The sequence below is a fragment of the Nitrospira sp. Kam-Ns4a genome (genome assembly GCF_965152595.1).
Genome location: NZ_OZ224218.1, coordinates 3,193,133 through 3,211,955 on the forward strand (window position 1 = coordinate 3,193,133; position 18,823 = coordinate 3,211,955).

The window sequence follows — 18,823 nt, forward strand, 5'->3', positions numbered from 1 at the left end:
CTCGGGCTGGGGGTCACGGGCCGCTACTTGAGCCGCAGGAGCCCATTCTCCACCTTGGTGTTCGCGAGGAACTTGCCGAGGCTCTCGGTCAGCACCGTGTTGAGGAGGTCCTGGACGTCCTCGGGCTCGAACCAGAACACCGTCTCCGAGCCGTCGCCGTGCAACGTCATCCGGACAAGGCTGCCGTCCGCAGCGTTCTTCGCCTCCACGACCACCTTGGATGTGACTTTGATCTCCGTGCGCAGGAACCGGCTGGTGGCCTCGACCGACAGGGCGAGGAGCTTGCCGGACAGGGCCACATCCCCCGTCGCGCCGTCCGGGGCCACCTGGGCGTGCCAGCCCTTCCCCTTCAAGTACGCGGCCACCACGCCGGCGACCGCGTCCCCCGCCTTCCCCGCCGGCACGTCAAACGCCGTCTCGCTGCCCCAGAAATGATGGCGCACCCCCAGGCGCCCCTTGTCCGGCCGCGCGTCCTCGAACGCCGTCACGACCACAGCGAGCGAGGTCCCCTTCGCCCCCGCACCACCCGCCTCGGTCGGCTTGAGCTCCAGCGTGATCACCCCCGGACTCCCGCAGCCCCCGAACGCCAGGAGGCCCACGCAGCCCATCACCAGCAGTCTGTGCGCTCTCACAGGCTCCTCCCTTCCCTGTCCGCTTCGCCGATCCTCACTTCTCCATCACAAAATGCGCCCGCCGGTTCTGCTGCCAGCAGGCGTGGCTGTGCTCCGTGCAGAAGGGTTTCTCCTTCCCAAAGCTCGTCACGGTCATGTGCGCCGCCGGCAGGCCCAGGTTCGCCAGATAGTCCCGCACCGTCTGCGCCCGGCGCTCCCCCAGCACCAGGTTGTAGGCCGCCGTGCCGCGTTCGTCGCAATGGCCCTCGATCAGCAGCTTCCACCCGTCCTGCTTCTTGAGCCGCTCGGCGTTCTGCTCCAGCGTCGGCCGCGCGTCATCGCGCAGGACGAACTGGTCGAAATCGAAAAAGACATCGGACAGGCTCAGGGGCTCGACTGTGGGCGGGGGTGCGGCTGGGGCGACCGCGGCGACCTCCGACGGCGGCGCCTTCGGTGACTCCGCGGGCAGCGGCGCGACGGCCGACTCGGTCACCCGCGCCTCTTCAGGCACCGGCGGCGGCACCGGGGCTTCCGCCTGTTTTTCGCGAGGCTGTGCGGGCGGCGGCGGGGGAGCCGGTGGGGCGACGGCAGCAACCTCGGGCGGCTTCTCCGCCGGTGGGGGAGCCGGCTCCTCGGACTTAACCGCCGGTGGCGCAGCAGGGGGCTGTTCGGCTTCCCGGGCGCTCGGCAGCGGCGCTTCCGAAACCGGCGGCGCCGGCGCCGACGCGGCTTTCGGCGGCGGGCCGGGCACCAGCGCCAGGTCCTGCGCGGAGGACGAGACGCTGCGACCCGCGCATCCGGCCACAAGCCACGCGAGAGCGAGCACAACGAACAGACCGGGCAGCCCCCGGCAGATGAACGGCGTCATGGCAGCTCCTTCGCTTCCTTCACCCGGATGGATTGGGCCCGCAGGCCTTGCTCGTGCTTGACGTAGGTCAGCTCGACCGTCTGGCCGACCTTGATGTCGCTCAGAGGGATGCGCTCGGTGCCGCGGGTGATCTGGGCGCCGGACTCCACCGACGCACCGACGATCAGCTCCTCCTGCGTCTTCCCGACCTTCACCGCGACGACGATCACCGGCGGCGTGTCCGAAAGGTTGACCGCCACGACTTCCCCGCGGACGGTCCGCGTCTGGGACCGGGCCTCGGCGGCCCAGACCCCGGCCGACCAGAGGAGACCAGCGAGGACCATCATGACGACCATCACGCGTTTCATCGGCACCTTCCCGACTCCTGGTTTACTGCTGATGCGCGCGGACGCGCATCCCCTTGCGACTTGGTTACGCCAACGGCTGTCACTATAGCCACATTTTCACCAATGATCAAGCCTCAATACGGGATAACGCGGAGGAACGCGCGCGGGCGCGCCCGCGGCCTTCGAGGCGGCGGGCTTGACTGCTCCAAGCGGGAGCCGGTAAGATCGCGAGCGGACCCGCTTCCGGACCCCGGCGAGCGGGTCCTGTCGTATCGGAGCAAGCCCGCTTCCGCTGGAGTCTCCGCCCGATGATCGAAGTCCGGGACGTCACCAAGCGCTACGGCGATCACACCGCCATCGACCGCGTGTCGTTTGTCGTGGAGAAGGGTGAGGTGCTGGCCTTCCTGGGGCCCAACGGGGCCGGGAAGACCACGACGATGCGCATTCTCACCTGCTTCATGCCGGCCTCCGCAGGCACGGCGACGGTCGCAGGATTTGACTGCTTTGAGCAGCCCCTGGAGGTGAAGCGCCGGATCGGCTATCTCCCCGAGACGCCGCCCCTGTACCAGGAGCTGACCGTCACCGAATACCTGACCTTCGTCGGCCGGCTCAAGGGGATGAACGCAGCCGCACTGCGGGCCGGCCTGGAGCGGGTGTGCGAGCGCCTCTCGCTGGGCGACGTGCGCCACCGTCTGATCGGCAACCTGTCGCGGGGCTACCGTCAACGGGTCGGGCTGGCCCAGGCGCTGATCCACGATCCGCCCGTGCTGATCCTGGACGAGCCCACGGTCGGCCTGGACCCGAAACAGATCATCGAGATGCGCCAGCTCATTAAGAGCTTGGCCGGCTCGCACACGGTCATCCTGAGCACACATATCCTGCCGGAGGCCACCGCCGTCTGCCAGCGGGTCGTCATCATCAACGCTGGCCGGATCGTCGCCGAGGACAGCCCCGAGCGCCTGTCCGCGCGCCTCCGGCGGTCGGAGAAGATCAGCGTCACCGTGCGGACCGCGCCGCCCGACCTGGCGGACCGGCTCCGCGCGCTGCCCGGCGTGCTCTCGGTGTTCGAAGCCGGCGAGCCGGGCGCGTTCCTCATTGAGGCCGAGCTGGGCCGCGACCTCCGCGCGGAGGTCGCGCGGTTCGTCGTGGGGCAAGGCCTGGGGCTCCTGGAGCTGAAGACGGTCACCCTGACGCTTGAGGACGTCTTCCTGCGGCTCACCCAGCACGAGGAGGGCGTCGAAGCCGCGGCTCCGGCGCGGGACGGGGAGCCCGCCCCGGCCGCAGAGGAGGCGCGTGGATGACCCCCGTCCAGGCCATCGTCGCCAAGGAGCTACGCTCGGCCTTCGTCTCGCCGATCGTGTACGTCGTGAGCGCGGTCTTCCTGCTCATCTTCGGGGTGCTCGCCTACCTCGCGGTGGTGAACGCAGGCAACCAGGCCATTCGCATGATGCAGCTCCAGGGCCTGGCGGCCCAGCTCAACCTCAACGACCTGGTGTTCCGGCCCACCTTCTACAGCACCGCGATCGTCCTGCTCCTCGTGCTCCCGATCCTGACCATGCGCGTGTTCGCGGAGGAGCGGAAGCTCCGGACCTTCGAGCTGCTGATGACCTCCCCGGTCGGCATCAACGAGATCGTGCTCGGGAAATTCCTCGCCCTAGTCCTGATCTACCTGGGGCTGCTCGGGGTGACGGGCCTCGTGCCGGTGTCGCTCTCGCTCTACAGCAGCTTCGACTGGAACCCGGTCTTCACCGGCTACCTGGGCCTGGCGCTGCTTGGCATGTTGTTCCTGGCGACCGGCGTGTTCGCCTCCGCGCTGACCGAGAACCAGATCGTCGCCGCGTTCGTGAGCTTCGGCCTGCTGATCCTAGTCTGGCTCCTGGGCGGGCTGGGCTCCGCCCTCGGCGACACCCCGCTGGGCAACGTCCTGTCGTACCTCTCATTCATCGAGCACTTCGACCGGATGGTCCGCGGACTCCTGGAGACCAAGGACCTCGTCTACTACGGATGCGGCCTGGTCCTCATGCTCTTCCTGACCCACCGGGTCGTCGAATCCCAACGGTGGAAATGAAGCGGTTCGTCCCCGGCATCGGCGTCCTCGGAGGCGGGCTGGCGGTGGCCGGCCTGGTCGCCTACAGCCTCGCGCCGGACCAACTCTGGCTGGTGACGCTCTGCGAGGGGCTGGCGCTCGTCTGCTTGATCGTGTTCTTCGTCACCCACTTCGAGACCGTCAAGGCCTTCTCGACCCGCCGCTCGACCCGGCTGGGCGTGAACAGCGTGCTGATGGTGCTCCTGTTCGCGGCGATCCTGGTCATCGTGAATTTTCTGGCTGCGCGCCATTCCTGGCGCTGGGACTTCTCGGAGACCCAGCGGTTCACGCTCGCGCCGCAGACGCATCGGGTGCTGCGGAGCCTTCCGCGCGAGGTCAAGATCACCGTCTTCTCCCAGGAGCGCAGCGCCGGCTACAACGCCTACCGCGACCTGCTGGAAAGCTACCAGCAAGCCAACGCCAAGGTGAAGGTCGAGTTTGTGGACCCCGAACGCCAGCCCGGCATCGCGCGCCGCTACGGGATCACCCGGGCCGACACGGCCGTGATTGAGAGCGGGGAGCAATCCACCCGCGTCACCGCACCCTCCGAAGCCGAGCTGACCGGCGCGCTGATCCGGGTCTCGAAGGAAGGAAAAAAAAAGATCCTGTTCCTCGAAGGCCACGGTGAGCGCTCGCTGGAGGACCGGGAGCGCGGCGGGCTCTCGCTCGCGAAGGAGGCGCTCGTCAAGCAGGGCTACGAGGTCGGTACGGTCTCGCTGCTCCAAGAGCAGGCGGTGCCGGCCGGCACTGCCGTGCTCGTGCTCGCGGGCCCGCGCCGGCCGGTGACCGCGGACGAGCAGGAGCGCATCCGGCGCTACGTGCAGGACGGGGGGCGGCTGCTCGTGCTCGTGGACCCCGAGTCGGAGGCCGGGCTGGACGGCCTGCTCGGCCAGTGGGGCGTCGAGCTCGGCCGCGGCGTGCTCGTGGATCTGCAGGACCGGGTGGCCCTCGGGGACCTCTATGCGCTGCTGATCCGGACGTTCACGGAGCATGAGATCACTCAGGACTTCAACTTCGCGGTCCTGTTCCCCCTGTCCCGCCACGTGGCCTTCGATGAGGACAAGGGCAAGGACTGGGACTTCGTCCCGCTGGCGCGGACGTCGCCGCGAAGCTGGGCGGAAACCCACCCGCAGGGACGTGTCGTGCAGTTCGACGAGCGGGAGGACGTGCAGGGCCCGCTCCCCCTGGCCGCCGCGTTGACCCCCAAGCGGCCGCCGGAGGAGGGGAAGCCGCGGCCGGCCATCGTCGTCGTCGGCAACTCCACCTTCGCCAGCAATGCCTACGTCAATTTTCCCGGCAACACGGACTTCCTGCTGCACGCACTCGGCTGGCTGGCGGAGGAGCGGGACCTGATCGCGATCACCCCGAAAGAGCCGGCCTTCCGGCCGTTCATCCCGAACCCGACGCAGGAACGCATCCTGCTGTACGTCCAGGTACTGCTGTTCCCCCTGGCGACCTTCCTGTACGGCATGGTCGTCTGGCGGCGCCGCCGGCGTCTCTGAATATGAAGCGCTACCTCGTCACGCTTCTGCTAGCGATCGTGCTGGCCGCGCTGGCCACCTACGTGTCCTTCGTCGAGTTGCCGATGGAGCGCGCTAAGACCCAGGCGGAGGCGCAGCAGAAACAGCTCCTGCCGTTCAAGGAACGGGAGATCACCGGCCTCACGGTCAAGTCGCTGGCCGACGAGGTGAGGCTTGCCGCGGAAACGGACCACGCCTGGAAGGTCACCGCGCCGATCGAGACGGAGGCGGACGTCCGGGAGGTGGACAGCCTCGTCCGCGCCCTCGTGCTTGGGAAGGTCTCCCGCGTGGTTGGGGAGAAGGGAGCGGACCTGGCACCCTTCGGGCTTGACCGGCCGTCGGTGGTCCTGACCGTGACGGCGGGCGACCGCCAGGAGACCCTGTCCATCGGGGACAGCGGACCGCTCTCCTCCAGCCTCTACGCGTTGCGCGCGTCGGACGGCCAGGTGCTGCTGACCGACCTCGCGCCGAAGGACTTCCTGAACAAGACCCTGTTCACCTTCCGGCGCAAGGAGGTCCTCCGAGTTGATCAGGCCAAGACCGAGCGGCTGCGGCTGACCTTCCCGCAATCCGAGATCGTGCTCTACCGCGTCCCCCAGGGTGCCAAGGAGCGGTGGCAGATCCGGTTCCCGATCGAAGCGCCGGCGGACCAGACCGAAGTGCGGCTGCTGCTCCAGCGGCTCGAGGACCTCAAGGCGCTCGGTTTCGTGGACCCTGGGCCCGAGCGCGACGCGCTCGCCAAGCGGCTCACCACGCCGCAGGTAAAGGTCACCCTGCACGCGGGCGGAGCCGACCAGACGCTCAAGCTCTTCCAGCTCGAGGCGAGTTCCGGGGAGGCCTACGCGGTCACCACGAATGAGGCGCCGATCTACCGGATCAGCCCCGGAGCCATCAAGGACCTGACCAAGGAACTGTTCGCACTCAGGGACAAGCGCCTCCTCGGGGTGGACTACGACGAGGTCGCCATGCTCGGCGTCAAGACCCGGGACGAGCAGTATGTTCTGATCAACCAGAGCGGGACCTGGGTGCTGGAGGATCAGCCGGACCAGAAACTCAACCAGGAGAAGGCGGACCTCTTCGTGAGCCGCGTCGTGGCGCTGCCCGCGGAACTGCGCGTGGTCGAGCGGGCCGGCCCGCTCGCACCCTACGGACTCACGGCCCCGTCGGCCGAGTTCACCGCCACGAGCAAGGACGGTAAGACCAAAGGCCGCCTGGTCCTCGGGAGCAAGGTCGGCGGGCTCGTCTACGCGATGGGGCAGGGGCTCCCCGGCATCCATCAGGCGCGGGCCGACATCCTGACCCAGGTCCCGACCAGAAAGGACCTGCTGGCGTCCTCGGAGACGGGCGCGGCCTCCGCGACGAAGCAGTGAGCGCTTGCCTTTTGGCGGCCGCCTGCGCTACGCTCCCCCCCTGGTTTCTTACGATCCGAAGAAGGAGGGACAAGGCTATGAAGATCGGGCGATCCGGCATCATGGTTTCACTCGCAGCGTCCCTGCTCCTTGCCGCCGCCTGTGCGACGACCGAGGAGGCACGGGCGCCTATGCCCGGGGCCGGCGGCGGGGCAGCCGCCGAGCCGGCGGCCGACAGCCTCGAAGCGTGTCTGGCGCGAATTCCCGCGGACGCGACGCCGGGCCAACGCGCCGTCGCCGAGGACCGCTGCAAGCGCGATCAGGCCGCGCGGAACGCGGTCGTCGGCGCCGGCACCGCCGCGGCCACCTCGGCCGCCGCGTCCGGCACAGCCGGGGACACGTTGGACGCCTGCCTGGCCCGCATCCCCAAGGATGCGAGCGCCGGCCAGCGGATGATCGCGGAGCAGAGCTGCCAGCGCGACGAAGCGGTTCGGAAAGGCCTCCAGGCCCCCGGCGCCCGGTAGGGCGCGTCGGTGGCGCCGGGCTCAGGCGGCGCGCCCGCATGCGGGCGCGCCGTTCCTTCCATTTCCCCCGCCCAGCCTCACTCGCGGCCGGCGTCCAGCCCGCGGCTCTTCAGACTACGCATCCCGCGCGTCTCGGTCTGCCCCGCCTCCAACGTCACGATCTCCGCGTGGGCTTCGCTCCACTCGTCCGGCTGCGGCCGGGCCTTGCTCACCTTGAGGTCCCGATAGCGGGCTTCGTCCTGGCGGGACAGACCGAACAGGCCGCTGCGCAGATCCATGTTCTCGATCAGCGTCACCGGCTTGGTCGTACAGATGGCCTTGAGCCGCTCCGTGCCCACCGGCTTGTCCGGATCTACGCCGAACTCGTAGTCGTCTTCCCTGCCGGGGATCGTCACCCATTCACCGGCCCGAACCAATGTCGGCGCAGGTCGCCAGAGGTTCGGCAGCAGGACCGTCCAGGCGCCGCTTGCGCCGATGCTGACGACGGTCAGGTAACAGTCGCGTGTCGTCCGTAACCGGAACTGGGCGGTTTCGCCCCTGCGGATTTGCGGCCGGTCCGCCGTCAGCTCAGTCTTGAAGCCGTCGGGGTTCCGGAGGTCCCAGAAGGCTTCCACCCACTCGCTGTACGACTGGGTAGGCGCGGGAGGAGCCAAGATCGGGCCAAGTGTCGGCCGGCCGAGACGCAGCTCGCGGAGGTCCCCCTCCGACAGCGCCGCCTTCGGGATGGTGCCTTCTGCCGTTGCTTCGAGGAATTGGTCGGCGACCCGAAACAACTTCGCGGTGATCGAGATGCTGTCGTCCGGATTGGCCTCGTAGACGCCATAGACCAAGGCCAGGGGCTGGGGTCCCTTCTCGCCTTCGCTCTGTCTTGTGGCGGCCGGGGACGGATCCCTGACCGCGGCCGTCGGCGGCTTCTCGATGATCCGGAGGACACCCGTCCGGACCAGCCCGCTCGCCAGCCCAGATTCGATGCGCGCGCTGAGCGGGAGCTTGCGTTTCGTCCGGCTCTCCACGAAGTCCTGGACCACGGCGGGCGCCCCCTCGGACGTGTTGATATGGCTGGCCAGTCGGAGGGCCAGCTCGTGCAGCGCTTTCGCAAGCGGCCCCGCATCGGCGCTGAGCCCCGCGGGCGGCGTGATGGAGAACCGGACCTCCTGGGCGGCAAGCTGGCGCTCCAGCCGCTTGTGTAGGATTGGGGACAGGTTTCCGAGCCGATCAAGGGCGACCTGGGCTCCGACGGAAACCGGCGCGGTTCCCGGCTCCACCCCGTGCACCGTCGCCTCGGCGCGCCCCTCCCCATTCGTATTCACGAGCGGATCAACCTGCCCCTGGCCAGTCTTGAAGGTGAACCGGATCGGCACATTGGCCAGCGCCACCTCGCCGGTCGGCAGCGCCGCAACGAACCGGGTGGCCAGCGGCTGCGGCAGGGGTTTGCCCGGCTTCGCCGCCTGATTGTCCCCGCCCTGCTTGCGAAGTTGGAGCGCCCCGACAAGGTCGTCCACCAGGCGGCGCGTCTGCTCCAGCTTGACCGCGCCCGATTCGGCCGGCCTGGCCTCCGGGGCCAGATACGCCAGCCGGCGCTCCAGCGCCGCCGCCTTGGCGTCAAGCTCCAGGATGCGGACCAGCCCGTCGAGCTGGGCGAGGACACGGCCGTCGCGCTGGTGATCCGCCACCTGCCGGGCCAACTCCTGTCGCTGGTTCGCGAGCGTGCGCAGGTCGTCCTGCCAGGCTTGCACCGCCTTGACCGGGTCCAGCCGTACCAGCGCGTAGTGGAGCCCGCGGCAGTCGTCCCGGTAGCGCTTGAGGGTCTCAAAGCCGGAAATGGTCAGGCTGACCCGCTCCACGACCTTCGAGCGGATCTGGTAGCTGAAGCCCTTGGCACTGGACTCCTCTTGGACGCTGGCGTCCTCGCCCTCCACCTGCACTTCCAGTTGCTTGGCGACCGCCACACGTCCCGCCTGCTCCGCGTCCTCAAAGCTCTGCGTGGATTGACCGACCGCTTGCAGCGTCCCTGTCTGGCTCGCCCAGGCGGGAGCCGCCGCGCCCTCGCACTTCGTAGCCGGCTGGGCAAACGATGGCGGTTGAGCGGTTCCTGGCGTCTGACCTGTCGCCGCTCCGTCGGTCCCCGACGCGGCGGGCGGCGGCGGCGCACAGCCGCCTGCCAACAGCCCGATGACGAGCGCCAGGGCCCACCAGCCGAACGCATTCCCCGCTCGTTGTCGCATCTCCTCCTCCCCTGGCATGAGCTGTGTCCCTCCCCCACCCGGTGCCGCAGAACGGGCCTCCTGAATCCCCCGGGACCCCTTATCCAAAAGGTTCAGGCACCTATCCTTTTCGGCATCTCCCCCGCGTGGCTTCCCGTCCCCCAACCGGCCCCACCGAGTAGCCGAAGGGGAGCTCTCGGGACGGCACGCTCTTTTCACCGCGGTGTTTCCACCGGTTAGGAGAATCCCCGCGGTTCGTCTCCTGGCACCGCATGCTCGGGCATGAAGCCTGCGCAAGCCCCTGGAGGAAGGCGACCCCATGCACCAGTCAACACGTATGCCCCGATCACTCCAGGAGGCGAGAGGCCGCCGCCTCTCGAAGACCGTTATGATTGCATCGGCGACTCCCGTTCCCGTGGTCCATCGGCCAGGACCAGGCCCGGCCCTCTGGACCTCGCAGGTCCGCAAGGAACTGGCCGCGCTGCATCAGGCACTCGACAGTCTAGGGCAGGGCATCATCGAGGTCACCCCGCAAGGCCGCATCCGCTGGGCGACGACCAGAGCCTGGCAGTGGATGACCGCCTACTGGGGGCATCGGGTCCGCCACCAGCGCCAGGTGCCGACCAGCCTGCTGCAGTGGGCGCGCCGCCTCGCGGAGCACCCGACCTCCGCCCAGGGGCCGGAGCAGCAGGAGCCGTACGTCGTCCACGCCGCTGGCCGGCAGCTTGCCGTCCGCCTGGCCGCCCGGGCCACGCGCTGGTGGCTGTTTCTCGAGGAGCTGGTGACCCGCGAGCCGGCCTCCGCGCTCGTCCCAGCCGGCCTGACCAAGCGCGAGGCGGACGTCTTGACCTGGCTGGCCCAGGGCAAGAGCAACGCGGACATCGGCGCGATCCTCGGGATCAGCCCGCGGACCGTGCAGAAACACCTCGAGCGCGTCTTCCAGAAGCTCGGTGTCGAGACTCGCACCGCCGCGGCCGCGTACGTCATCGAGCTGCTGCACAACCGGCAGCGTCTGCCGAGCGCCTGACCGGTCAGGCTCATTGGCCTTCATCGCACGACCGCCACGGGAAAGTCGGGAACCGTCTTCGGCTTGGCCGTCGTCGGCGTCTGCTTGCCCTTCGTCAATGCCTTCACCCGTTCGGCAATGTAGGCCTCGAGGCTCGTGATCGTGATCGTGCCCCGGCCGAACAGGTCGGCCTGGCCGTTCAGCCCCTCGACCAGCGCCTTCGTGAACGCCCCATTCCCCCAGTCGGGATGCTCCAGCGACGCCTGCCGGCCCGTCGCCGCCGTGAACACCACCGCCCCGCTGTCCGCGTTCGCCAGCTCGTGCACGAGCTGATTGATGTCCGCCCCGCCCCGCCGCTTGCCCAGGACGTTGCCCGCCTTGCACGTGTCCACGAACGCGAACACCTTGCCGGCCAACGCTTCCACCGTCTCCTTCAGGTCCGTGTACGGCACCCCCGTCGCCATCAGCCGCTCCGGATCCACATTGACCGGGAGAAAGTAGTACTTGCCCTTCACGTCGGTGTCCCCGTGCCCCGCCAGAAACACCATCGCCACATCCTTGCCCGTCGTCTGCTTGAGCAACCAGTCCAGATGATCCAAAATGTTCTCCTTCGTGGCCTGCCCGTCGGTCAGCACCTTGGTCTCCACCGCCTCGTACAGCCCGCCCTGCTGCCGCGCCATGGCCCGGGCGAAATCCCGCGCATCCTTCGCAGCGAACCCCAGCCGCAACTCCTCCCGCTGATACGCGCTGATCCCGATCGCAAGTACGTAGAGCTTCGGCTTGATGACAGCCTCGTTCCCGGTGGCCCGCCCGCGCCAGCGCACCCGGACCAGGGCGGGCTCGCTCACCGCGAAGCGGTTCTCGGCCAGAATCGCAATCTCCGCATCCCGCTCCGGGATCGGCACCCGCAGTTCCCGCACCCCCTCCCCTTGCTCGGGACCGGCCGAAGCCGGTCCCGAGCCAGCCTGCCCTGAGCCAGGTCGCTGAGTCGCAGGACCCAGCACCGCCACCCCCCGCTCGACCATCACCGGCCGCCCGTCCACCAGCGCCTTGATCACCGTCACCGGCTCGCCCGAGGGCGAGCGGATCGCGATGCGCACCAGCACCTCCGCCCCGGCCACCGCCGCCCCCGCCGCCGGCGCCAGAATCGTCACCACCGGCGGGAGCTGCTGCGTGAGCGGGACGGCGGCCCCCTTGCGCCCGCTCTCGGCATTGGCTGCCCGGATCGCCCCGCCCTCATCCAGCGTCTCCAGCACCTTGGCGACCACGTCCGGCCGGTAGTAGGTGCTCCGGAACTGTCCCACGGGGAAGAAGTCGCCGGCCTGGTCCTTGCCCCGGTTGAGCCGCCAGCCGATCAGCTCCTCCGCGCCCGGCGCCGCGTCGTAGTAGCCGGAGGGCGTCCACAGCACCCAGCGCTTCCGGTCGTTGTGCGGAAAGAAGGCGAGCAGTTCTTTTCCGTCCCGCAGGCGGTACCAGCGAATCGTCCCGTCGCCGAGGGCGACCACCGCCACCTGGCCGTTGCCCGCGATGTTCACGCTCCTGGGGAACCCCGGCGCCGACACCTGCCAGAGCTCCCGGCCCGTCCGATCGAAGAGGCGGATGGACCAGTCGGCCCCTAGAAGAAACGTCTGGTGATCCGGTGCGATCGCCAGGCTGCGCGAGATTTCATACGGCTTGAGCGGCAGCGGGCGACCGTTGAGCTTGGGGGCGCCGGTATGCTGCCAGCCCGTGATCTCCAGTCCGGGCGCGACGGTCACCGCCTCGGTCAGCCCGGCCCTTCCCGAGCCTGCTGCTTCCGGCACGCGGGTGGCCAGGGAGAAGCAGGTCGGCGCCTTGCCGCTTGCCCCATAGTCGAATTGAATGGCATCCCCCTCGTGGGAAACCAGCACGGCTTCGCCGCGATAATCCGCTGTGGTCGGCCCGCGGAAGAGGGTGCGGCGGTCCCGGGCATCAAAGACCACGAATCCGGGATCAGCCGTTCCGAAAACGACCCCGCCGTCGGCAAGGGGCTGGAGATCCATGATCGTGTTCTTCGTAGCCGGCAGGTCCGTGGCCTGGCCCCGCCCTGCCTCAGCCCAGACCCGGATAGGATAAGACCCGTTGAGGTGGTACCTGCCTCCCGCGTACAGCCTTCGGCCATCGGCGGACCAGGCCACACTCGATACGTTCCCGCTCCTTACACCCTCGCTGTCGGGCGCATACAGCAGGCCCAGGTCTTTGGCGGAGAGGACATTGACGTGAGTGGAATCGTCGAATCCCACGGCGATCTTCGTCCCGTCCGGAGAGAAGCGGACCGAAAACGGTTCTGCGCCGCCGGGCGCCCGCCGCTTGGCGAGGAGCCGGAGTGACGGATCGTACAATCGCACGAAGCCATCGTCCGAGCACGTCGCCAGCCGGCCGGACGCGTCAAAGTCCGCGCCATAACTCTGGCCGCCATAGTCGCGGTCCTCCCCGATGAGGGCATAGTCGGCCGTCCGATAGACGCGAATCCCGTTCTTCCCCCCCAACGTCGCCACGAGGCGGCTGCTGTCCGGGCTGTAGGCCAGGTGGAGGATGACGTTGGGCAGACCCGCCAGGCGCCGCACGATGTGTCCGGTCGCACGGTCAAAGAGATAGATGGAGTTGCTGCCGTCCCACTCGTATCCCGTCCATCCGCCGGCCGCGACCGTCCGGCCGTCCGGGGAGATCGCCACCGCATAGATCTTGCCTTCATTGCCGTCGCCGATCGGCGGCCAGAGGATCTGCAGGAGCCGTCCGGTCGCCAGGTCCCAGACCCGGGCGGTCTTATCGTCCGAGCCGGTCACGAGAACCCGGTTCGCGGCATCCACCCCGATCCGGTTGATGATCGCGGTGTGCATCCCGCTCTCGATCTGGAGCACCGGCTCCGTGGGCGGCTCGCCCGCCCAGACTGGCCTCGACAGGCTGGCCGGCACGAGCAAGCATGCCAGAACCCCTCTCCACCTGGGTAGCGTCTTCTTCGGAGCCATGGCTTGACCTCCTCAGCGAGCGGCGATCCGGTTGTGGGCCATCCACCTCGGCCAGCCAGCCTGTCGTCTGTCCGCGAACTCGATCACCGGCAGGGCTGTTGCCAGGCGCGCCACCAGCTCCGGCGACACCGCATAAAGGTCCGACTCCGCGCCGATTCCCTTCAGCTCGCGGGTGACTGCGGGCAGCTCCTCGGGCAGGAGGCCCCGCGCGCGGGCCAGCCGGTAGGTCCGCCCGGAGAGCAGCACGCCCCCGGGATCCGCGGCGCTCTCCAGCCGTTGCGCCTTGTTCACTTCGGGGCCCACGACCGTGTAGTCCCACAGGTACTCAGTCCCGAGGTTGCCGACGGTGACGATCCCGGTGTTGACACCGATGCGCAGCCACAGCGCCTGGCCTCCCTGGCCCACCCAGCGCTCGTTCAGGATCGCCATCTGGCGTTGCATCTCGATCGCCGCGCGGACCGCGTTCCCCGCATGGCGCGAGACCCGCTCTTCCTCGGCGTCGGGCCCGCCCTCCAGCGGCTCCGCGTCGCCGAAGAAGGCCATGATCCCATCGCCCATGTACTTGTCGAGCGTCCCGCCAGCCCCTCGGAGCACCGTGCTCATGCTGGACAGGTAGTCGTGGAGGCGCTGCTGGACCTCGCCCGGATTGGCGCCCTTGCACCAGGCGGAGAAGCCCCGGAGGTCGGCGAACAGCACGGTCAGCTCGCGCCGCCGCCCGGCGAGCAGGGCGGAGATGCGGCTGGGGTTCTGCCGGATCGCCCGGATCGTCTGCGGCGGCAGACAGGCGCCGAGCACCGACAGGAAGCGCCACCGCTCCCGGTCCACGATGAAGAAGCGCGCCGCGAGCAGGAGCACGACCCCGGAGGCCAGCCCCAGGACCGGCGGCACGACCGGGAGGACCACCCCCGCATGGAAGGCCCATTGGGCCACCAGCAGCACAGCGACCAGGACCGCCCAGAAACTCGGCAGCATGACCGCGGGGCCACCCGCGAGGGTGACGGCCGTCAGCGCGAGAAGCGGCAGCCAGACCATCAACCGGGCCTCGGCCGGCGTCGCGTCCCGGAGAAACTGCCGGGTGAGCAGCATGTTCAGCACGTGCAAATGCATCTCGCTGAAGATGAAATTCTGCTCGAACGGCACGGGGCCCTGGTCCCCGGACGCGGTGGTGAGGTTCGCAACGACGACCGTCCGCCCCCGGAAGAACTCACGCAGATTGTCGGGGCCATCCGGCTTGGCCATCTCCTCGAGGATCCAACTATAGGGCGCATGCACGAATCGCTTGCCCCATCCGCCGGCATAGTTGATCCACATGGCCCCCTGCTCGTTCAGGGGGATCGCGACCGCCTCGCCGTGAACCAGGAACCGGAGCGCCCGGCCCGGCTCGATCTGGACCGACGCGAGATCCACGCCCAGATGCTGAAACGCGGCGGCCAGCGAGAGCGCGGGCACGAAGCCGTTCGAGACCCGGTACACGGCAGGAATCCGTCGCAGGATCCCGTCGGCCGAGTCAACCGTCCGGCGGATGTGGCCTAGCCCGGCCGCCGCCTCGACGAGCCCGGGCAGCGGGAGGCTCCAGGCAGCGGCCGCGGACAGCGCGCCGTCCGGCGCCGCGTCGGCCCGGATGAGGAACCGGGACTCGATCGGCGCGCTGCCCTCCGCCTCCTGACCGAGGTGGATCAGCAGCGGATAGAAGACGTTGCCGGCCTCGCGGCTGGCTGTAACCAGCGCCTGGTCCTCGCCGGGGGCCCGGCCCGGATGCTCGAAGACGAGATCCATCACGACGGCGCGAGCGCCCCACTCGCGCAGCCACCGAATCACCTGCGCGTGCACGCGACGGTCCCAGGGCCATCGTCCGAGGCCGTGCTCCTGCGCGGCGCGATTGTCGTAGTCAACCATAGCGAGGACTTCGGACTTCCCGTTCTCGGGCGAGGGATCGGCGACCGGGAGGGCGGGCCGGAGGCGAAACCGGACGTCCACGGTCCACAGCTCGACGGGCTCCAGCAGCCGAGGCCACATCCAATCGAGCGCCAGCGGAACCGCCGCGGCAAGAAGGCCGCAGCCGAGGAGCGCCGCCACATGGGACCAGCAGCGCGCCCGGTGAGGGAACCAGTCATGCATGGCCGCCAGCCGGCTAGGGGTTCGCCGGCGCAGGCTCCGGCGAGGCGCCGACCGAGCCGGTGATCCCGCCGGGCTTCACGGGGTCGGGCGGGCGCGCGAGCGGCCGCCCGATGGGGTCGAGCTGGTCAATCCGCTTGGCGAAGCCCTCGACCGACTCCTGCAACGCGACGCGCTCCGGCGTCGCGGGTGCTGGCGACCCGGCGGGCGCCTTCGGGCCGAAGGCCTCATCGAGCTCGCTGTGCGCCATCCCCGCGCGGGTGCGGGTGGCCTCCACCAGCTTCGCCTGGAGGCGCTGGGCCTCCTGGTAGATCTCGTCAATGTCGCGCAGCCGCTGCTCGTACTCCGCCTTGGAGACCAGTCCGGCGTTGTACCGGTTGCACAGCTCGACGTAGCGGACGATGATCCCGTGGACCGCCTGATCCCAGGCCACGCCCCGCTCCAACGCATAGGTGATTTCAGGGCCCACGGAGAAGAGCAAGTTGCCGACCTTCAGCCCGATCGTGACGGAGCCCTTCTTCGTCTCATAGACCCGGCAATCCAGCTTCTCGTCCGGCGATGCCGCCCGCGAGGGGACTGGGCCGAGCGCCGACGCCAGCAGCAGAACTCCGGCCAGGACGGTACCCGTCAGCGCGCCCTTGGGCACGGCCACACCTCTCGGCTACCGGCGCTCGCGGGCGCGGATTTCGTTGCGCATCTCGTCCATCAGGCTCTCCATCTCCTTCTCCACTCGATCCAGGCCCTTGACCAACTGGTCTAAGTTGTAGGGGCGCGCCGGCGGCGGGCCGCCGGCAGACGGAGCCGACGGGGGCACTGGCGCGGCGGGCTTCGGCTGCGGCTTCGGAGGAGCCAGTTGGGCCGGGGCCGGGGCTGGCTCTGCCGGCTTCGTCGGTGGGGGCGTCGCGGCCGCCACCGGCGCGTAGGCCACCTGCACTCCCTGCTGAGCCAGCCAGTCCCGCGCCACGCTGGACTTGAGCGCGAAGCTGATGGCCGTGATCGCCAAGCCGTCCTTGGCCTTCCGGGCGATCGCCGTGTTGACGCCGATCTGGTGGCCTTCGGCGTCCAGGAGCGGCCCGCCGGAGTTACCGCGGTTGAGGCTGGTCTCGGTTTGGAAGACATGCTTGCCGCGGATCTCCTGGAAGTCTTCGAACTCGGCGCTGATGACGCCCGTCGTCAGGGTCCAGAGGCCGCCCTGCTCCGGATGCCCGATGGCGACGACCCGCGCCCCGATCTGGACCGGCCGGGGATCCCCCAGCGGAAGCACCGGCAAGGGCTGTGGAGCCGGCTCGAGCTTGATCGCAGCCAGGTCCAGGTTGACGTCGTAAGCGACCACCTGGCCCTTGACCCGCCGGGAGAAGTCGTTGTCTTGATGCCCCGTCACGCGCTCCGGCTTCAGGAACACCCACACGCGGTCGAAGGGCTGGCCGGTCTCCGGATCAATCACGACGTGCGCGTTGGTCAGCACGTACCCGTCGCGGTTGACAATGGAGCCGGTCCCGGCCATCTGCTTGTCGTCGCTGAACGCCGCCACGAAGACCACGGCGGGCGCCGCCTGCGCGTAGATCTGCTGAGGGGTCAGCTCCACCGCGAGCCCGGTGCCGGGCGCCAGCCAGACCAGCCAGCCGAGCCCCCCCAGCCCGGCCAGCCTCAGCCAGAGCCGTCCCATGAGCCGCCTGTTCGTCACCATCATGGCCTCCATTTCCTCGCTAGCCGATGAGCGTTCTGCCCGCTACGGCGTTGGGATGGGCATACAGACGAGCGTATAGACCGTCCCCTTGGGCCCATACCGTGGGTCGGCTCCGGGGCTCACCCACTGCTCCCGGAGCTGAGCCTGCTTCAGCTCGACGTCGGAAGCGAATCCCGCCTGCTGCCGGATCTCCGTGTCCGACCCGCGGCTGTCTCCAGACTCCTTGAAGTCAATGGTAGCCTGGATCCTGACCTTGACCGCCTGGGCCAGCTTGACCAAGGCATCATCGTGGCTCGCTTTCTTGGCGTCCTCGGCGAAGTAGGTGGGCCCGCTCACCCCCTGGGCACACACCTCCCCTTTGGCACTGGGCACCAGCATCAGCCATCCGGGCGGCGGGGGCGGGGGCGGCGGGGCTCCGTCGCGCATCCCGCCGCCAGGGCCGCACACAGAAGGATCGAGGCGCCGCCCCGGGCGCCGGTCGTGTCACCCAAGCCCCGGCCCATCACTGCTGCGCTGACTGCCCTTTCCGGGCATTCAGCTCCTTGTCCAGATTATCGAAGGCCTGCTCGGCGTTCTTCCGGACGAAGTCCCGCATCTTCGCGTCGAGCTCCTTGAAGTTCCCCTCGGCCTGCTTCATCGCGCCGAGGGTGTCTAAGAACTGCGCCAGGTCCAGCCGCGCCAAGGCGTAGGCCTCATTCCGGGTCGGATGCTCCCAATATTCGGCGATCGTGACGCCCACGAGGGTCGCCTCCGTCAGCTGCTTCATCACGTCCACGACGTGCTGCTCGACCGCCTGCCTGTCCATCGCGCCGGCCGTCGTCTCGGCCAGGTACTGCTTCTGGAGCGCCGCCACGTAAGTGTTGAAGGTCTGCGCGATGTCACGTCGCGCCTGCCCCTCGGCCGCCCGGCGACGGAGCGCGGGGTTCTGCATCGCCGCCGAGTTCCCGACCCCATAGAAGACTCGGCGTTCACCGCTGAAGCATTTCGCCGCCTGCGTCACCCAACAGGGCAAGCCCGGCACGTTCTGGATGGCCGTCCCCGGTCCCGCCATGCCCGTCTGGGTGGTCGGCGGCACGGCCACCTCTTGCTCGGCGCAGCCTGCCGCGACCCCGACCAGCACCATCAACCCCACCCCCAGCGTTACCAGCCTCGCTCGCATCACTCGCCTCCTTGGTTGGCCGGGAAGGTCGCCCTTCGCCCGGCATCATAGGTCACCGCTGTTCCCTGGTTCGCCACGACCATAGCAACCCGTGTTTATTTAGCCAATACGCCAGACGGCGTACGCACAAGCTTTTAGGTCATACCCCCTTCTTTGCGGGTCACCTGCTGCACATCCGTGTGCAGCCCTAGCCGGACTATTCATGGCGGTTCGTCGCGAAATCGCGCGGTCGCCCGGCGAGACGGGCACGTGGAGCCGCGAGGAAGGGAGGCGTGCTCCCTGCAGCACGGTGACCGACCGAGCGGCGAGCCCGCCCGCCGGCATGCCGTGGAACCCAAATGCCGGCTTGCCGCAGCGGCGAATCCGCGATTGCAGCAGAAG

16 protein-coding genes are annotated in these 18,823 nt (G+C 69.0%); 6 read left to right on the forward strand and 10 right to left on the reverse strand.

Features of this window, described 5'->3' with window-relative positions:
• Positions 1 to 23: 23 nt before the first annotated feature.
• From ACWHYQ_RS15950 to ACWHYQ_RS15960, 3 genes are read right to left on the reverse strand one after another with little or no spacing between them, the layout of a single operon-like run.
• The gene (locus ACWHYQ_RS15950; RefSeq protein ID WP_447973096.1) at positions 24 to 632 is read right to left on the reverse strand and encodes a hypothetical protein; all 609 of its coding nucleotides are present in this window, start codon (positions 630 to 632) and stop codon (positions 24 to 26) included.
• Between the two features lie 34 nt (positions 633 to 666).
• Entirely contained in the window at positions 667 to 1,479 is an 813-nt protein-coding gene (locus tag ACWHYQ_RS15955) for an OmpA family protein (protein WP_447973097.1), read from the reverse strand.
• Complete coding sequence (locus ACWHYQ_RS15960) at positions 1,476 to 1,826, reverse strand: hypothetical protein (protein WP_447973098.1); 351 nt, start codon at positions 1,824 to 1,826, stop codon at positions 1,476 to 1,478. Before ACWHYQ_RS15960 ends, ACWHYQ_RS15955 begins: the two co-directional genes overlap by 4 nt.
• Positions 1,827 to 2,113: 287 nt before the next feature.
• On the opposite strand from ACWHYQ_RS15960, the gene ACWHYQ_RS15965 reads away from it, so the two are divergent.
• The 5 genes from ACWHYQ_RS15965 (at position 2,114) to ACWHYQ_RS15985 (ending at position 7,284) form a co-directional block, all read left to right on the forward strand.
• Positions 2,114 to 3,106: an ABC transporter ATP-binding protein gene (locus tag ACWHYQ_RS15965; protein WP_447973099.1), complete on the forward strand. Its 993-nt coding sequence runs from the start codon at positions 2,114 to 2,116 to the stop codon at positions 3,104 to 3,106.
• The gene (locus ACWHYQ_RS15970) at positions 3,103 to 3,873 is read left to right on the forward strand and encodes an ABC transporter permease (RefSeq protein ID WP_447973100.1); all 771 of its coding nucleotides are present in this window, start codon (positions 3,103 to 3,105) and stop codon (positions 3,871 to 3,873) included. Before ACWHYQ_RS15965 ends, ACWHYQ_RS15970 begins: the two co-directional genes overlap by 4 nt.
• Complete coding sequence (locus tag ACWHYQ_RS15975; protein WP_447973101.1) at positions 3,870 to 5,393, forward strand: GldG family protein; 1,524 nt, start codon at positions 3,870 to 3,872, stop codon at positions 5,391 to 5,393. Before ACWHYQ_RS15970 ends, ACWHYQ_RS15975 begins: the two co-directional genes overlap by 4 nt.
• 2 nt (positions 5,394 to 5,395) lie before the next feature.
• The gene (locus ACWHYQ_RS15980; protein ID WP_447973102.1) at positions 5,396 to 6,781 is read left to right on the forward strand and encodes a DUF4340 domain-containing protein; all 1,386 of its coding nucleotides are present in this window, start codon (positions 5,396 to 5,398) and stop codon (positions 6,779 to 6,781) included.
• 77 nt (positions 6,782 to 6,858) lie between these two features.
• Positions 6,859 to 7,284: a hypothetical protein gene (locus ACWHYQ_RS15985; RefSeq protein WP_447973103.1), complete on the forward strand. Its 426-nt coding sequence runs from the start codon at positions 6,859 to 6,861 to the stop codon at positions 7,282 to 7,284.
• 77 nt (positions 7,285 to 7,361) lie between these two features.
• On the opposite strand, the gene ACWHYQ_RS15990 is transcribed toward ACWHYQ_RS15985, so the two are convergent.
• The gene (locus ACWHYQ_RS15990) at positions 7,362 to 9,509 is read right to left on the reverse strand and encodes a DUF4384 domain-containing protein (RefSeq protein WP_447973104.1); all 2,148 of its coding nucleotides are present in this window, start codon (positions 9,507 to 9,509) and stop codon (positions 7,362 to 7,364) included.
• 367 nt (positions 9,510 to 9,876) lie between these two features.
• Between ACWHYQ_RS15990 and ACWHYQ_RS15995 the strand changes: the two genes are divergently transcribed.
• Entirely contained in the window at positions 9,877 to 10,515 is a 639-nt protein-coding gene (locus ACWHYQ_RS15995; protein WP_447973105.1) for a response regulator transcription factor, read from the forward strand.
• Positions 10,516 to 10,535: 20 nt separating this feature from the next.
• Here ACWHYQ_RS15995 and ACWHYQ_RS16000 read toward each other — a convergent pair whose 3' ends face one another.
• From ACWHYQ_RS16000 to ACWHYQ_RS16025, 6 genes are all read right to left on the reverse strand, one after another.
• Positions 10,536 to 13,481 carry a caspase family protein gene (locus ACWHYQ_RS16000; protein WP_447973106.1) on the reverse strand — a complete coding sequence of 982 codons (2,946 nt, stop codon included), beginning with the start codon at positions 13,479 to 13,481 and terminating at the stop codon, positions 10,536 to 10,538.
• Positions 13,482 to 13,493: 12 nt separating this feature from the next.
• Positions 13,494 to 15,599: a CHASE2 domain-containing protein gene (locus tag ACWHYQ_RS16005; protein WP_447973107.1), complete on the reverse strand. Its 2,106-nt coding sequence runs from the start codon at positions 15,597 to 15,599 to the stop codon at positions 13,494 to 13,496.
• Positions 15,600 to 15,612: 13 nt separating this feature from the next.
• Positions 15,613 to 16,242, reverse strand: coding sequence for a hypothetical protein (locus ACWHYQ_RS16010; protein ID WP_447973108.1), 630 nt, complete (start codon positions 16,240 to 16,242; stop codon positions 15,613 to 15,615).
• 15 nt (positions 16,243 to 16,257) lie between these two features.
• Positions 16,258 to 17,286, reverse strand: coding sequence for a S1C family serine protease (locus ACWHYQ_RS16015; RefSeq protein ID WP_447973109.1), 1,029 nt, complete (start codon positions 17,284 to 17,286; stop codon positions 16,258 to 16,260).
• 39 nt (positions 17,287 to 17,325) lie between these two features.
• On the reverse strand, positions 17,326 to 17,661 hold the full coding sequence (locus tag ACWHYQ_RS16020) for a hypothetical protein (protein WP_447973110.1): 336 nt from the start codon (positions 17,659 to 17,661) through the stop codon (positions 17,326 to 17,328).
• Positions 17,662 to 17,785: 124 nt separating this feature from the next.
• On the reverse strand, positions 17,786 to 18,442 hold the full coding sequence (locus ACWHYQ_RS16025) for an LPP20 family lipoprotein (protein ID WP_447973111.1): 657 nt from the start codon (positions 18,440 to 18,442) through the stop codon (positions 17,786 to 17,788).
• Between the last annotated feature and the right edge of the window lie 381 nt (positions 18,443 to 18,823).

What these genes read in the sequence shown, in the direction of transcription:
- ACWHYQ_RS15955 (WP_447973097.1), bottom strand. Translation starts at nt 1,479, where the DNA reads ATGACGCCGTTCATCTGCCGGGGGCTGCCCGGTCTGTTCGTTGTGCTC.
- ACWHYQ_RS15960 (WP_447973098.1), bottom strand. Translation starts at nt 1,826, where the DNA reads ATGAAACGCGTGATGGTCGTCATGATGGTCCTCGCTGGTCTCCTCTGG.
- ACWHYQ_RS15965 (WP_447973099.1), top strand. Translation starts at nt 2,114, where the DNA reads ATGATCGAAGTCCGGGACGTCACCAAGCGCTACGGCGATCACACCGCC.
- ACWHYQ_RS15970 (WP_447973100.1), top strand. Translation starts at nt 3,103, where the DNA reads ATGACCCCCGTCCAGGCCATCGTCGCCAAGGAGCTACGCTCGGCCTTC.
- ACWHYQ_RS15975 (WP_447973101.1), top strand. Translation starts at nt 3,870, where the DNA reads ATGAAGCGGTTCGTCCCCGGCATCGGCGTCCTCGGAGGCGGGCTGGCG.
- ACWHYQ_RS15980 (WP_447973102.1), top strand. Translation starts at nt 5,396, where the DNA reads ATGAAGCGCTACCTCGTCACGCTTCTGCTAGCGATCGTGCTGGCCGCG.
- ACWHYQ_RS15985 (WP_447973103.1), top strand. Translation starts at nt 6,859, where the DNA reads ATGAAGATCGGGCGATCCGGCATCATGGTTTCACTCGCAGCGTCCCTG.
- ACWHYQ_RS15990 (WP_447973104.1), bottom strand. Translation starts at nt 9,509, where the DNA reads ATGCGACAACGAGCGGGGAATGCGTTCGGCTGGTGGGCCCTGGCGCTC.
- ACWHYQ_RS15995 (WP_447973105.1), top strand. Translation starts at nt 9,877, where the DNA reads ATGATTGCATCGGCGACTCCCGTTCCCGTGGTCCATCGGCCAGGACCA.
- ACWHYQ_RS16000 (WP_447973106.1), bottom strand. Translation starts at nt 13,481, where the DNA reads ATGGCTCCGAAGAAGACGCTACCCAGGTGGAGAGGGGTTCTGGCATGC.
- ACWHYQ_RS16005 (WP_447973107.1), bottom strand. Translation starts at nt 15,599, where the DNA reads ATGCATGACTGGTTCCCTCACCGGGCGCGCTGCTGGTCCCATGTGGCG.
- ACWHYQ_RS16015 (WP_447973109.1), bottom strand. Translation starts at nt 17,286, where the DNA reads ATGATGGTGACGAACAGGCGGCTCATGGGACGGCTCTGGCTGAGGCTG.
- ACWHYQ_RS16020 (WP_447973110.1), bottom strand. Translation starts at nt 17,661, where the DNA reads ATGCTGGTGCCCAGTGCCAAAGGGGAGGTGTGTGCCCAGGGGGTGAGC.
- ACWHYQ_RS16025 (WP_447973111.1), bottom strand. Translation starts at nt 18,442, where the DNA reads ATGCGAGCGAGGCTGGTAACGCTGGGGGTGGGGTTGATGGTGCTGGTC.